Source organism: Catellatospora sp. NPDC049111 (genome assembly GCF_040648615.1).
In the GTDB taxonomy this organism is placed as follows: domain Bacteria; phylum Actinomycetota; class Actinomycetes; order Mycobacteriales; family Micromonosporaceae; genus Catellatospora; species Catellatospora aurea.
Map to the genome: position 1 here is coordinate 230,894 of NZ_JBEZEB010000009.1, position 12,876 is coordinate 243,769.

Sequence of the window (12,876 nt, forward strand, 5' to 3'; positions counted from 1 at the left end):
GTAGGTCAGCGGACCGGGTGGCCGGCTCCGCGCAGGGCCGTCTTGACCTCGCCGATCGTGACGTCGCCGAAGTGGAACACGCTCGCGGCGAGCACGGCATCGGCCCCGGCGTCCACGGCCGGCGGGAAGTGGGCGGCCTTGCCGGCGCCGCCGGAGGCGATCACCGGGATGTCGACCACGGCCCGGACCTCCTTGATCAGTTCGAGGTCGAAGCCCTCCTTGGTGCCGTCGGCGTCCATGGAGTTCAGCAGGATCTCGCCCGCGCCCAAATCGGCGACCCGGCGGGCCCACTCGATCGCGTCCAGCCCGGCCGACTTGCGCCCGCCGTGCGTGGTCACCTCGAACCCGCCGCCGTCCTTGAGCCGCCGCACGTCCAGCGACAGCACCAGCACCTGGCTGCCGAAGCGGCGGGCGATCTCGGTGATCAGCTCGGGCCGGTGGATCGCGGCGGTGTTGACGCCGACCTTGTCCGCGCCCGCCCGCAGCAGCACGTCCACGTCCTCGACCGAACGCACGCCGCCGCCCACGGTCAGCGGGATGAAGACGGTCTCCGCGGTGCGCCGGACCACCTCCAGCATCGTGCCCCGACCCTCGAAGGAGGCGGACACGTCGAGGAAGGTGATCTCGTCGGCGCCCGCCGCGTCGTACGCCGACGCCAGCTCCACCGGGTCACCGGCGTCGCGCAGGTCGACGAAGTTGACTCCCTTCACCACCCGCCCGGCGTCCACGTCCAGACAGGGGATGACCCGCACCGCGACACTCATGCGCTCGACGCTACCCGCCGCCCCGCCACGACGAGCCGCTGGTCCGGCTCGTGGGACGGTCCGGGGCGCCGGTCCGTGCCGTCCGGGGCCGCGACCCTGCCGCCCCCGCTCGCCCCGAGCAGCACTCCCCCGATCACCAGCGCCCCGGCGATCACGTCGGCCGCCCGCAGCGGCTCACCCAGGAACAGGGCCGCCGAACTCATCCCGAAGAACGGGACGAGCATCGAGAACGGGGCCACCGTCGCCGCGCCGTACCGCTTGATCAGCACGCCCCAGCCGGCGAACCCGGCCAGCGTGGAGATCCCCGCGATGTAGGCCAGCGCCCCGAGCCCGGACAGGTCCAGCCCGGACAGTGCCGCCCCAACCCGGCTGGGCCCTTCGAACAGCAGCGACAGCGCGAACAGCGGCAGCGTGGCCACCGCCGACACCCAGACCATGAAGCGCAGCATGTCGGGCGGGGCGGCCCGGCGCATCATGACGTTGGAGACGCTCCACGCCACGGCGGCGGCCAGCACCAGCACGAAGCCCTCCACCGGCCGGTCGGACCCGAGCCGGGAGGCGACCAGCCCGACGCCCGCCACGGCCACCCCGAGCCCGGCCCACTGGCGCACGCCCGGCCGCTCCCGCAGCAGCGCGACCGCGAAGACGGTGGTGAAGATCGCCTGGCTCTGCAGCAGCAGCGAGGACAATCCGGCCGGCAGCCCGGCGGCCATCCCCGCGAACAGCAGCGAGAACTTGACCACGCCCAGCACCAGGCCGATGCCGAGGACCCACCGCCAGGGCGTACGCGGGCCGCCGATGAGCAGCACCGCAGGGAACGCGGCCAGCGCGAACCGCAGCGCGCCGAACAGCAGCGGCGGCATCCGGTCCAGCCCGACCTCGATCGCGACGAAGTTGCAGCCCCACGCGGCGGCGACGGCCACGGCCAGCAGGATGTCCCTCGGTCTCATCAGCCGAGTCTCGGCCCGGACAACCGTGCAGCACCAGCGAATAGTTCTTCAGTGTTCGTTTAGAATCGCTACATGCTCGATCTCGGCCGCCTGCGCGCCATCGATGCGCTCTCCCGCCACGGCACCGTGCACGCCGCAGCCGCCGCCCTGCACTGCACCCCGTCCGCGGTGTCGCAGCAACTCGCCAAGCTGGAACGGGAGACCGGTGCGGTGCTCTGCCACAAGGACGGCCGCGGGCTGCGCCTGTCCGACGCGGGGCGATTGCTGGCCGAGCACGCCGCACTGGTGCTCGCGGCCGCCGACACCGCCTCGGCCGCGCTCGACGCCTACCGGGGCGAAGTCGCCGGCGAGGTCACCGTCGCCTGCTTCGCCACCGCCTGCCGCGGCCTGCTGCCACCCGCCCTGACCGCGCTGACCACGGCGTATCCGCGCCTGCGCCCCCGCGTCGTGGAGACCAACCCGTACGAGGCGCTCCAGTCCCTCGACCGCGGCCGCGTCGACGTCGCCGTGATCGACGACTGGCGCGAGGTCCGCCTGCACCTGCCGCCCGGCGTCTCCTCGACCGTGCTCGGCGAGGACACCGCCGACCTGGTCGTGCCCGCCGACCACCCGCTCGCCACCGCCGGGCCGGGCCCGCTGGACCGGGCCGCGAACGAGCGCTGGATCGCCTCACCCGAGGGCACCATCTGCCACGACTGGCTGGTCCGCGCCCTACCCGGTCTGCGCCCCGCGTACCTGGTCGGCGAGTTCGAGACCCAGCAGGCCCTGGTCGCCGCAGGCCTCGGCGTCGCCCTGCTCCCCCGCCTGGCCCGCCTTACCACCGCTCCCGGGACCGTCGTGGTCCCCGTCGACCCGGTCCCCACCCGCCGCGTCAGCGTCACCTGGCGCACCGCCCACCACCAGCGCCCCGCCGTCAAAGCCGTGATCGAAGCCATCACCACCGCCTGGTCCACCCGCACCACCGCCCGCGCCTGACCTGACCCCCGAGGTCGCCCACCGCTTCACGCCGCGCGCCGGCCCGCGCAGTCGCGCCCCGCTCCGCTCCACATAGACGTTGGCCTATCACATCGAGTTTTCGGCACTCGCAGTCGATGTAATAGGCCAACGTCTATGAAAAAGCCGGGCGGGCGCGGTACGTCGGGCGGCGATGTGGGCGCTCTGCCCGGAACGGGTCAGCCGCCCAGGGCGGCGAGCGCCTCCGGGATGGTGAACGCGCCCGAGTAGACGGCTTTGCCGGTGATGACGCCCTCGACACCGATCGGCTCCAGGGTCGCCAGGGCACGCAGGTCGTCGAGCGTCGACACGCCACCGGACGCGATGACCGGGGCCGACGTCGCGGCGCAGATGTCGCGGTACAGCTGAAGGTTCGGCCCCTGGAGCATGCCGTCCTTGAGGATGTCGGTGACCACGTACCGGGCGCAGCCGGCCTTGTCGAGGCGCTCCAGCACCTCGTACAGGTCACCGGCGTCGCGGGTCCAGCCGCGCGAGGACAGCACCCGCCCGCGTACGTCGAGGCCGATCGCGACCCGGTCGCCGTACTCACCCACGACCCGGTCGCACCAGTGCGGGTCCTCCAGCGCCGCGGTGCCGATGTTGACCCGGGCCGCGCCGGTGGCCAGCGCCGCGGCCAGCGACTCGTCGTCGCGGATGCCGCCGGACAGCTCGATCTTGATGTCGACCCGGCCGACCAGCTCGGCGAGCAGTTCCGCGTTGGAGCCCCGGCCGAAGGCGGCGTCGAGGTCCACGACATGGATCCACTGCGCCCCGGCCGCCTGGAAGTCGAGCGCGGCGGCCAGCGGGGCGCCGTACGACGTCTCGCTGCCGGCGGCGCCCTGCTCCAGGCGCACCGCCTGGCCGTTGACGACGTCCACGGCGGGCAGCAGATCCAGGGCCATCAGGAACTCCTTCGATCGAAAGCGACGATCACGAACACGGGCAGGGTCAGCGCCAGCAGCAGTGACAGCGCCACCGCCAGCGCCGTCGACGGCACCAGCGTCCAGATCACGAACAGGGCAAGGGCCACCACGATGGCGACCCCGGCCCGCTCGGCCGCGCTGCGCCGCGCCGACAACCGGCCGGTACGGCGTATGCGCAGTTCATACAGGCTGATCCGCCGCCAGAAGGCGCGCCGCGCCAGGCGGCGGGCCGCGCGTCGCTCCTCGGCCGCGACGGCCTGCCGCGCGGCGGCCTCGCGTGCCTCACGGCGCAACTTGCGTTCCTTGCTCATCTGTCGTCTCCACCCTGGTCCCGCCGCAACGTCGCGGCGAGCCTAACGAGTGGGTTCACAGCGTGGCGATCCAGTTCCGCAGCACCCGTGCGCCGACCGCGCCGGACTTCTCCGGGTGGAACTGGGCGACCGACAGCGGCCCCCGCTCCGCGGCGGCGACGAACGTCGCGTGCTCGTGGGTCGACGTGGTGACCAGCGCGACCGCGTCCAGCTCGGCGTTGGGCGGCGCGGCGTAAGAGTGCACGAAGTAGCAGCGCGCGTCCGCGTCGACGCCGCTGAACAGCGTCGAACCGGCCGGGGCGTCGAGCAGGTTCCAGCCCATGTGCGGCACCCGGCGGGCGGCCAGCCGGGTCACCGCGCCGGGCAGCAGGCCCAGCCCCTTGGTGACCACGCCGTGCTCGTCGCCGGAGTCGAACATGATCTGCGCGCCGACGCAGATGCCCAGCACGGGCCGCCCGGCCATGACCCGGTCGGCGATCACCGGCCCGGCCTGCGCGGCCTCGATGCCCGCCATGCACGCGGCGAACGCGCCGACACCGGGCACGACCAGGCCGTCGGCCCGAACGGCCGCGGCCAGGTCCTCGGTGACCACCACCTCGGCACCGGCCGCCTCCAGCGCGCGCTGCGCGGAGCGCAGGTTGCCCGACCCGTAGTCGAGCACCGTCACCTTCGGCAGCGCGCTCACAGGACGCCCTTGGTGCTCGGGACCGCGCCCGCGCTGCGCGGGTCGATCTCCACGGCGGTACGCAGCGCGCGGGCCAGCGCCTTGAACTGGCCCTCGATGACGTGGTGCGCGTCGGGCTTCTGCCCCGGGCGCGACGCCCGCAGCACCGACACGTGCAGCGTGATGCGCGCCGTCTGCGCGAACGACTCGAAGATGTGCCGCGTCATCGAGGTCGGGTAGACGGGGCCGCTGCCCGGGTTGATGTAGTCGGCGATGTTCTCCGGCTCGTCGTGCACCATGTACGGCCGCCCCGACAGGTCCACGGCGGCCTGCACCAGCACCTCGTCCATCGGCACCACCGCGTCGCCGTACCGCCGGATGCCCGCCTTGTCGCCGAGCGCCTGCGCGAACGCCTCGCCGAGCGCCAGCGCGGTGTCCTCCATGGTGTGGTGCGCATCGATCTCCAGGTCGCCCTCGGTGCGCACGGTCAGGTCGATGCCGCCGTGCCGGGCGATCTGGTTCAGCATGTGGTCGAAGAAGCCGACCCCGGTGCTGATGTCGCCGCGGCCGGTGCCGTCGAGGTCGACCTCGACGAGGACCTTGGTCTCCTTGGTGACCCGCTCCACGCGTCCGGTCCTCATGCCTTCAACTCCTTCATAGCCGCCAGGAAGGCGGAGGTCTCCTGCTCGGTGCCGGCGGTGACCCGCAGCCAGCCCGGCAGGCCCACGTCGCGGACCAGCACGCCCTGGTCGAGCAGGGTCTGCCAGGCGGCCTTCTGGTCGGCGAAGCGTCCGAACAGGACGAAGTTCGCGTCCGAGTCGGCCACGGTCCAGCCGCCGGCGCGCAGGTCCGCCACGATGCGGTCGCGCTGCGCCTTGATCGCCTCGACGGTGCCCAGCAGCACGTCCGCGTGCGCCAGCGCGGCGCGGGCGGCGGCCTGGGTGAGCGCCGAGAGGTGGTACGGCAGGCGGACCAGCTGCACCGCCTCGATCACGGCGGGGTGCGCGGCCAGGTAGCCGACCCGCGCCCCGGCGAAGGCGAACGCCTTGCTCATGGTGCGGCTGACGACCAGCCGCGGGTGCCGGTCCAGCAGCTCCAGGGCGCTGGGCGTGCCCGGCCGCCGGAACTCGGCGTACGCCTCGTCGACCACGACCAGGCCGGTCGTCTCGGCGAGCACGGCCTCGATCACGGCGAAGTCCAGCGCCGTGCCGGTCGGGTTGTTCGGCGAGCACAGCAGCGTCAGCGCGGGCCGGTGGCGGCGCACCTGCTCGACCGCGTGCTCGGCGGTCAGCCCGAAGTCGCCGTCGCGGCGGCCGTCCACCCAGGTGGTGGCGGTGCCGACGGCCAGCAGTGGATGCATCGAGTACGCCGGGCCGAAGCCCAGCGCGGTGCGACCCGGACCGGCGAACGCCTGGAACAGCTGCTGCTGCACCTCGTTGGAGCCGTTGGCGGCCCACAGCTGCTCGGCGGTGAGCCCGTGCCCGCAGTAGGCGGCCAGGTCGGCGCGCAGCTTCACGGCGTCGCGGTCGGGGTAGCGGTTCAGGTCCGCGATCTCACCGGTGATCGCCCGGCTCACGGCGCGCACGACCTCGTCGGGCAGCGGGTACGAGTTCTCGTTGGTGTTCAGCCGCACCGGCACGTCCAGCTGCGGCGCGCCGTACGCGCTGAGCCCGCGCAGGTCCTCCCGCAGCAGCTCCTGCACCCACTCGCTCATGCCGCGCCCCCGTTCTCGAACCGCGCGGTCACGGCCTCGCCGTGGGCGGGCAGGTCCTCGGCGTTGGCCAGGGCGACCACGTGGTGCGCGACGTCGCGCAGCGCGTCGGCCGTGTACTCCACGACGTGGATGCCGCGCAGGAACGACTGCACGGACAGGCCCGAGCTGTGCCGGGCGCAGCCCGCCGTGGGCAGCACGTGGTTGGAGCCGGCGCAGTAGTCGCCGAGCGACACCGGCGCGTACGCCCCGACGAAGATCGCTCCGGCGTTGCGCACCCGCATCGCCCACTCGCGCGCGTCGCGGGTCTGGATCTCCAGGTGCTCGGCGGCGTACGCGTCCACCACTCGCAGGCCCTGCGCCAGGTCGCCGACCAGCACGGTCGCCGACTGCGGCCCGCCCAGCGCGGTGGCGACCCGCTCGCTGTGCTTGGTGCGGGCCACCCGCACCGCCAGCTCCGCGTCGACCGCGTCGGCCAGCGCGGGCGAGTCGGTGACCAGCACGCTGGCCGCCATCGGGTCGTGCTCGGCCTGGCTGATCAGGTCGGCGGCGACGTGCGCTGGGTCGGCCGTGTCGTCGGCCAGGATCGCGATCTCGGTCGGCCCGGCCTCGGCGTCGATGCCGACCACGCCGCGCACCAGCCGCTTGGCCGCGGTCACCCACAGGTTGCCGGGGCCGGTGATCAGGTCGACCGGTGCGCAGTCGTCGTGCGCGGGCAGCTCCCGTTCCGGGTCGGCGGTGCCGCGCGTGCCGTAGGCGAGCATCGCCACGGCCTGCGCCCCGCCGACGCCGTACACCTCGTCGACGCCGAGCAGCGCGCACGCGGCCAGCACCCGCGCGTCGGGCAGCCCGGTCGCCTTCTGCGGCGGGCTGACGACCACCAGGCTGGGCACACCCGCGGCCTGCGCGGGGACCACGTTCATGACCACGGTCGACGGGTAGACGGCCAGCCCGCCCGGCACGTAGAGGCCGACCCGGGACACCGGCAGCCAGCGCTCGGTGACCGTGCCGCCGGGCACGACCTGGGTGGTGTGGTCGCTGCGGCGCTGGTCGGCGTGCACCTTGCGGGTGCGCGCGATCACCTCCAGCAGGGCGGCCCGGACCTCGGGTTCGAGAGCCTGCTCGGCTTCCTTGATCGCTTCCGCCGGCACCCGCAACGCGGCCAGGTCCACCCCGTCGAGCCGATGGGTGGCTTCCTTGACCGCCTCGACGCCGTGCTCGCGCACCCCGTCGACCAGCGGGCGGATCTGCTCCACCGCCTGGGTGACGTCGATCTGGGCACGCGGCAGCAGGTTGCGCGGATCGATGTCACGTCCACGCAGGTCGATACGGGTCAACACCTCCCAAAGTCTACTGGCGCACCCGCGCGCCCCGGCGCACCCGCCCAGGCACTGGGACAGTGAGCCGGACCACTGCGCCATGACCGCGGGCGGTGCCCGTTGACACACTCCGGCGTTAGGCTCACCCAATGACCGGGACGCTGCCGCTGTTCCCGCTGGGCACGGTGCTCTTCCCGGGCCTGGTGCTGCCACTGCACATCTTCGAGGAGCGCTGGCGCACGCTGATGCGCAACCTGATGGAACTGCCCGACGGCACCCCGCGCGAGTTCGGCGTGGTCGCGATCGAACGCGGCCTGGAGGTCATGCCCCCGCCGCACGACGGCATCGCCACCTCCGAGGTGGTGGTGCACGAGGTCGGCTGCGTGGCACAGCTGCGCCAGATCACCGAGCTGCCCGACGGCAAGTTCGACATCGTCACCGTCGGCGCGCGCCGGTTCCGCATCACCGGCTTCGTGCCCAGCCCGCACCCGTACCCGGTGGTCGGGGTGGAATGGCTGCCCGACCCGGCCCCCGACGAGCTGGCCGACCAGCTCGCGCCCCGGGTGCTGGCGGCGTTCCGGGAATACCTCGGCGTGCTGCGCGGCGGGCCGGACGACCAGCTGCCCGACGACCCGACGGTGCTGTCGAACCTGGTCGCGGCCAGTGCGTCGCTGACCGTCGGCGACCGCCAGCAGCTGCTCAGCGCACCGGATCCGGCGTCCCGGCTGCGCCAGGAGCTGGGCATCCTGGCCCGGGAGACCGCGCTGCTGCGGGAGGTCCGGGCAGTGCCGGCGCAGCTGTCTCAGCTCGGCCCGGCGCCCGCGATGAACTGATCGTCGTCGTGCTCGGCCCACTCTTGCTCGTCCTCGTGGCGGCGCAGTGAGGGGAACCGCGACCAGGCCGCGGCCAGCGCGTAGGTGACCACCGCGGCGAGCGCCGGGATGAGCAGCGCGCCGCCGATCGCGTACGGGAAGAAGGTCAGCTTCTTCACCGCGCGCAGGTCCACCGGCCGGTGCACGATCGTGTCCACCGGCGCGTTCTTCAGCTGGTCCTGGTAGGCGGACAGCCCGATGTCGTGGCCCAGCCACCAGGCGGCCCAGCCCGCGACCAGGGTGCCCAGCAGCAGCCCGGCGAGCTGGATCGGCCCCCGGCGGGCGGGCAGCAGCACCCAGGCCGCGATCGCGCACAGCAGGCCGAAACCGAGCCCGAGCAGCACGAACCAGCCCTCCGCGGCGGCCAGCTGCTCCGGCTCGGGCGAGGTGTAGACCGCGCCCTCCTCGACGATGCGCAGCGGCAGGGTCGGCGCGAGCGCGTGCCACAGCAGGCCCAGGCCCAGCCCCAGCACGCCGATCACGGCCGCCAGCGCCAGCGCCCAGAGCACGTCCCCGCCCCGGCCGCCACCACCCGACGACGCCGGCCGGCCTGGCTCGATCGGGCCCTGGTACTGCGAAGTGTCGTCGGAAAGCATGTTCGAACCGTAGTCCCCTCAGCGCGGCCGGGCCCGCGCCCGGGCACGGATGGGCGGGATACCTCCCTTCGTGCCCTGCTGCGATAAGTTGTCCAGACCGATCGCCGAACGCGGGAGCCGCCATGATTTCACAGGAACGGCTGGAGGAGATCGCGCGGCACTGGGCCGTCGCCGAGACCCTGCGCCGCGGCTACGAGTGCGAACCGCGGCTCACCGAGTTCCCGGGCGGCTGGGTCGTCTGGTCGCCGCCCCCGGCCGGCGGCCCGGTGGCCGAGCCCGGCAGCGGCGAGACCGTGATCATCGATCGGGAGACCGGCGTGCTGACCGTGGTGCCGGGCCTGCCACCGCAGGTCGCGATGAGCCGGTACGCGGGCCCCGCCCCGACGGCCCAGGCCGCGTACCCGGCCGCACCGCTGCCCGTCCCGCCGCCCGGGGCGGTGACCTCGTCCGTCAGCACGATGCCACCGCCGATGCCACCGCTGCCGCCCGTGCTCTCCGTGCCGGCCGACCCGCACTCGCTGACCCCCGGGCCTCCGCCGCCGAACGCCGCCCTGACGTCGTCCCCGTTCGGGCCGCCCCGGCTGTCGGCCGACGAGTCGGAGCGGCGCGCCATGGCGCTCGCCACGCAGCTGGCCCGGCTCAGCCCCGGCCTGCCCGCGCCGACGCTGCCGCAGGTGGTGGCGACGCTGGAGGTGGCCGGACGGACGTTCCAGGCGCTCGGGCACACCGCCGACGCCGAACCGGCGCACCACCCGGCCGTCGCGCACGCGCTCGCCGCGATCCCGCCCGGCAGCCGCACCCGCGGCGCGCACCGCCACCCCGACCTGATCGTCGTGTCCAGGGCCCTGTTCGAACTCGGCGGCGCGGCGCACACCGACCCCGCCTGGGCCGCACAGCAACTCGCCGGGGCGACGCTGCGGCTGCACCTGCTGCGTGAGGGCGCGCCGGCCGACAACCCCACCCCCGCCGCGTCCTGCCACACCTGCGGCACCGCGCTGGTGAGCCTCGGCATGCCCGGTGAACTGCCCCGCGACCTGGTCCGCCCGGAGCCGCCGCAGCGCGGTGCGGCCGGGCGGGCGGCGCTGCGGGCGATCACGGCCGAGGCGGTGGCCGCCACGATCGCCGTGCCCGGCGTACGCCACCGGCTGCCCGCGCTGCCGTTCCTGGTGGACCTGCTGGAGCCGTACGCGCCGTTCCACCCGGTGCTGCAGAGCCAGAGCGGCGCGGCTCAGCGCGTGGAGTCGTTCACCCTCGACGTGTGGACCCGCGAGCAGACCGCCGACACCCTGGGCGACCTCTCCGAACGCCTCGGCGCCCGACTCTTCCCCATCGGCGGCGAGGCCGGCGGCCTCCACTCGATCCTCGCCGTCGACGAACACCACCGCGTCTTCGCCGTCGACCACGCCGGCGCCTGGTTCCTAGGCCCCACCCTCGAAGCCGCCGTCCAAACCCTCCTCATCGGCCGCTCCACCCCCCGCCTCCGCCCCAACGCCACCTGGTAACCCCCCTTGGGGGGTTGATCATGAACCTAGGGACGTGTTCGGCGGCGTGTCGCTCCCCCGCGGCCGTGATCGATCCGCACGCCTGCGGTGATCACGGTGTCGGGGTGGTGACACGCCGTCCAGCACGTCTTTAAGTTCATGATCGACGCGGTGAAGGGCGGCGGGTCAGGCGGGGGGTTCGAGGGTGCCGTCGTCGCGGACGCGGGGCATGGGGTGGCCCTGGAGGAGGACGACGAAAGCGGTGTCGAGGTCGGGGCCTGCGTACCATTCGCCGGCCTGGTCGAGGACCCAGACGCGGCTGTGCTCGTCCACGGCGATGATGGCGTCGCCGGCCTGCTCTGCGCCGATCGGGGCGAGCTGGGCACCGATCACCCGGGCGAAGTCGGCCAGCGAGTCGGCCGTCGCGCCGACCAGGTCGCCGCCCAGCTCGAACGGGCGCACCCAGTGCGCCACCCCCGGTCCGCGGCGCACCGAGACCAGGTACGGGAACTTCTCGATCGCCGCCCGCAGCGGCTCCAGCGGCGGGTGGCCGTACTCCCCCAGCGCCCGCACGGACAACTCGGCCCACTCGGTCGCGGACACGATGCGCCCGTCCAGCCGCAGCGGCACGTCCCAGCCGCCCGCGGCCAGCGTCGCCGCGACGTCCGGGGACAGGTTCGCCAGCGGGCCCGGGATGCCCGTCGGCGGCGCGACCGGCTCGACGGGCCCGACGGCGGCGGAGGCGGGCGCGAGCCCGAAGTGGATCCACGCCGCCAGGCAGGTGTCGCACGGTCCGGCAGGGGTGCCCGCGAGCGGGTCGCCCGGGTCGCGGACCAGGGTGAGCCGCAGTTCCTGCACCTGCTGCGCGGCGGCCCGCACCTGGGCGATGGTCAGGCCCGGCTCACCACGGGAGGCCGCCGCGTGCTCCAGCTCGTGCAGCCAGTCCGACAGCACGATCAGCTCCGCGTGCCGCCGGGTGCCGCGTACCAGCGAACCCGGGCTCTGCACCGCCAGCCACTTGACCACCAGCGGGTGGTGGTTGAGTTCCTGGTCGCCCTTGGCCCCGGTCGTCTCGCGCGGCAGGCCGTCGGCGGGGACCAGGCGCACCGTGACACCCGGGGCCGAGCCGCCGCCCAGCCGTCGCAGCGCCGCCAGCGGATCGGCGGTCACCGGGGCCGCCGGTTCCTGCTCGGCGCGATACTGCCGGTGCAGGCGTCGCACGTGCTCCAACGGCACTGACGGGTACGTGGTGACCCGCGCGTCCTGCCGGTCGATGACCAGCCGCGCGCCGGCGCCGGGTTCGGGTGGGCCGTCGCTGTCGGGCAGCGTCCAGACGATGAAGCACTCCGGGAACTCCGCGACGTACGGCCGGTGCGAGCCGCCCGCCCCGCGGGCCAGCTGCTCGGCCACTCGCTGCGCGTCCTGCGCCGTGACGGTCATCGGAGTCCCTTCCCCTGCACGATCCGGGCCGCGGCGGGCGCGGGCCGGGCTTCACCCTGCCACGGGCAGGCGCAATCCCGGTAACGTGTCCAATGTAGACCGATGATCATAGGCCGCCACCCGGTTGCCGCCGCACGCCGACCCCGGACGGAGCAGCGGCGCGCCGGAGCCCTCAGCCGGTCCGCTCGCCGATCCACGATCCGCGTCGTCTGGCTGCGCCTCACCATCAGCCGCCGCCAGGCTGGGGCCCGGCGAGGCGGGCACGCTCCCGCCGAGCAGACCATGCCTCGTCGAGCGCGTCCAGCGCGGCCGGGCCAAGTTCGCCGAGCGGCGGACGGGCGATGTACTTCTCCCAGGTTCCCTCCAGGATGCCCACCGCCGATCCGATGTACACCCGGCCGGCCTCACGGTCGAACGGGCCGCCGCGCTCGTACACCTGCAGCAGCGGCTCGAACGGGTCGGGCAGGCCGTCCGGCCACGACTCCAACACGCTGAAATCCAGGATGTATCGGACGATCATGGCGTCCAGCGGGCGCGCCCCGCCCGCCCCCATCCGTCGCCGCACCGCCAGCGCCGTCTGCTCGTCGACACGGGCCGAAGGGTCGACAAAGGAGGCGATGTCGAAGAACGGCCAGTGGTCCGTACAGCCCAGCGCACGGGCCCACAGTGCCGAGCGGCGCAGGTACTCCTGCATGAGCCTGATCCGCGACCCGTTGTGGTCGAGGCTCTCGTCCCACACGACGCCGTCAAGTCGGCCGACCAGCCGCGCGGTGCTCGCCTGCACCCTCATCGCGGCTGCTCAAGGTCTCCGGCATGGTGCCGACCGGCGCATCGCGGTGCGCGCCGCGCTCG

At 74.0% G+C, this 12,876-nt stretch carries 14 protein-coding genes; 3 read left to right on the forward strand and 11 right to left on the reverse strand.

Going from position 1 to position 12,876, the window contains the following annotated elements:
• Nucleotides 1-5 precede the first annotated feature (5 nt).
• Both hisF and AB0B66_RS16460 read right to left on the reverse strand, forming a co-directional pair.
• Nucleotides 6-764 (reverse strand): imidazole glycerol phosphate synthase subunit HisF, encoded by a 759-nt coding sequence (hisF, locus tag AB0B66_RS16455; RefSeq protein WP_360529518.1) that lies wholly within the window; start codon nt 762-764, stop codon nt 6-8.
• The gene (locus AB0B66_RS16460) at nt 761-1,714 is read right to left on the reverse strand and encodes an EamA family transporter (RefSeq protein ID WP_360529521.1); all 954 of its coding nucleotides are present in this window, start codon (nt 1,712-1,714) and stop codon (nt 761-763) included. The genes hisF and AB0B66_RS16460 overlap by 4 nt, the downstream gene beginning before the upstream one ends.
• Before the next feature lie 72 nt (nt 1,715-1,786).
• On the opposite strand from AB0B66_RS16460, the gene AB0B66_RS16465 reads away from it, so the two are divergent.
• Nucleotides 1,787-2,689, forward strand: coding sequence for a LysR family transcriptional regulator (locus AB0B66_RS16465; protein ID WP_360529524.1), 903 nt, complete (start codon nt 1,787-1,789; stop codon nt 2,687-2,689).
• A 197-nt stretch (nt 2,690-2,886) separates the two neighbouring features.
• Here the strand turns inward: AB0B66_RS16465 and priA are convergent, their stop codons facing one another.
• The 6 genes from priA to hisD are packed head-to-tail and all read right to left on the reverse strand — an operon-like array spanning nt 2,887 to nt 7,656.
• Entirely contained in the window at nt 2,887-3,609 is a 723-nt protein-coding gene (gene priA / locus AB0B66_RS16470) for a bifunctional 1-(5-phosphoribosyl)-5-((5-phosphoribosylamino)methylideneamino)imidazole-4-carboxamide isomerase/phosphoribosylanthranilate isomerase PriA (protein ID WP_360529527.1), read from the reverse strand.
• Nucleotides 3,609-3,941, reverse strand: a complete 333-nt coding sequence (locus tag AB0B66_RS16475; protein WP_360529530.1) for a hypothetical protein — start codon at nt 3,939-3,941, stop codon at nt 3,609-3,611. The genes priA and AB0B66_RS16475 overlap by 1 nt, the downstream gene beginning before the upstream one ends.
• Before the next feature lie 55 nt (nt 3,942-3,996).
• Nucleotides 3,997-4,617 carry an imidazole glycerol phosphate synthase subunit HisH gene (gene hisH, locus AB0B66_RS16480; protein ID WP_360529644.1) on the reverse strand — a complete coding sequence of 207 codons (621 nt, stop codon included), beginning with the start codon at nt 4,615-4,617 and terminating at the stop codon, nt 3,997-3,999.
• Nucleotides 4,618-4,622: 5 nt separating this feature from the next.
• Nucleotides 4,623-5,246, reverse strand: coding sequence for an imidazoleglycerol-phosphate dehydratase HisB (gene hisB, locus AB0B66_RS16485; RefSeq protein ID WP_360529533.1), 624 nt, complete (start codon nt 5,244-5,246; stop codon nt 4,623-4,625).
• Nucleotides 5,243-6,319, reverse strand: a complete 1,077-nt coding sequence (locus AB0B66_RS16490) for a histidinol-phosphate transaminase (RefSeq protein ID WP_360529536.1) — start codon at nt 6,317-6,319, stop codon at nt 5,243-5,245. The genes hisB and AB0B66_RS16490 overlap by 4 nt, the downstream gene beginning before the upstream one ends.
• Nucleotides 6,316-7,656, reverse strand: a complete 1,341-nt coding sequence (hisD, locus tag AB0B66_RS16495) for a histidinol dehydrogenase (RefSeq protein ID WP_360529539.1) — start codon at nt 7,654-7,656, stop codon at nt 6,316-6,318. Before hisD ends, AB0B66_RS16490 begins: the two co-directional genes overlap by 4 nt.
• A 128-nt stretch (nt 7,657-7,784) precedes the next feature.
• On the opposite strand from hisD, the gene AB0B66_RS16500 reads away from it, so the two are divergent.
• On the forward strand, nt 7,785-8,468 hold the full coding sequence (locus AB0B66_RS16500) for an LON peptidase substrate-binding domain-containing protein (protein WP_360529542.1): 684 nt from the start codon (nt 7,785-7,787) through the stop codon (nt 8,466-8,468).
• On the opposite strand, the gene AB0B66_RS16505 is transcribed toward AB0B66_RS16500, so the two are convergent.
• Entirely contained in the window at nt 8,438-9,103 is a 666-nt protein-coding gene (locus AB0B66_RS16505) for a DUF2567 domain-containing protein (protein WP_360529545.1), read from the reverse strand. The two genes, AB0B66_RS16500 and AB0B66_RS16505, sit on opposite strands and share 31 nt — an antisense overlap.
• Nucleotides 9,104-9,225: 122 nt before the next feature.
• Here AB0B66_RS16505 and AB0B66_RS16510 point away from each other — a divergent pair, with 122 nt between their 5' ends.
• Entirely contained in the window at nt 9,226-10,605 is a 1,380-nt protein-coding gene (locus AB0B66_RS16510; protein ID WP_360529548.1) for an SUKH-3 domain-containing protein, read from the forward strand.
• Between the two features lie 165 nt (nt 10,606-10,770).
• Here AB0B66_RS16510 and AB0B66_RS16515 read toward each other — a convergent pair whose 3' ends face one another.
• Entirely contained in the window at nt 10,771-12,024 is a 1,254-nt protein-coding gene (locus tag AB0B66_RS16515; protein ID WP_360529551.1) for an SUKH-3 domain-containing protein, read from the reverse strand.
• Nucleotides 12,025-12,250: 226 nt separating this feature from the next.
• Nucleotides 12,251-12,814 (reverse strand): hypothetical protein, encoded by a 564-nt coding sequence (locus tag AB0B66_RS16520; protein ID WP_360529554.1) that lies wholly within the window; start codon nt 12,812-12,814, stop codon nt 12,251-12,253.
• Nucleotides 12,815-12,876 lie beyond the last annotated feature (62 nt).

Bases quoted from the DNA above. Each gene is read 5' to 3' on its own strand.
- hisF (WP_360529518.1), bottom strand. From the start codon at position 764: ATGAGTGTCGCGGTGCGGGTCATCCCCTGTCTGGACGTGGACGCCGGG.
- AB0B66_RS16460 (WP_360529521.1), bottom strand. From the start codon at position 1,714: ATGAGACCGAGGGACATCCTGCTGGCCGTGGCCGTCGCCGCCGCGTGG.
- AB0B66_RS16465 (WP_360529524.1), top strand. From the start codon at position 1,787: ATGCTCGATCTCGGCCGCCTGCGCGCCATCGATGCGCTCTCCCGCCAC.
- priA (WP_360529527.1), bottom strand. From the start codon at position 3,609: ATGGCCCTGGATCTGCTGCCCGCCGTGGACGTCGTCAACGGCCAGGCG.
- AB0B66_RS16475 (WP_360529530.1), bottom strand. From the start codon at position 3,941: ATGAGCAAGGAACGCAAGTTGCGCCGTGAGGCACGCGAGGCCGCCGCG.
- hisB (WP_360529533.1), bottom strand. From the start codon at position 5,246: ATGAGGACCGGACGCGTGGAGCGGGTCACCAAGGAGACCAAGGTCCTC.
- AB0B66_RS16490 (WP_360529536.1), bottom strand. From the start codon at position 6,319: ATGAGCGAGTGGGTGCAGGAGCTGCTGCGGGAGGACCTGCGCGGGCTC.
- AB0B66_RS16500 (WP_360529542.1), top strand. From the start codon at position 7,785: ATGACCGGGACGCTGCCGCTGTTCCCGCTGGGCACGGTGCTCTTCCCG.
- AB0B66_RS16505 (WP_360529545.1), bottom strand. From the start codon at position 9,103: ATGCTTTCCGACGACACTTCGCAGTACCAGGGCCCGATCGAGCCAGGC.
- AB0B66_RS16510 (WP_360529548.1), top strand. From the start codon at position 9,226: ATGATTTCACAGGAACGGCTGGAGGAGATCGCGCGGCACTGGGCCGTC.
- AB0B66_RS16515 (WP_360529551.1), bottom strand. From the start codon at position 12,024: ATGACCGTCACGGCGCAGGACGCGCAGCGAGTGGCCGAGCAGCTGGCC.
- AB0B66_RS16520 (WP_360529554.1), bottom strand. From the start codon at position 12,814: ATGAGGGTGCAGGCGAGCACCGCGCGGCTGGTCGGCCGACTTGACGGC.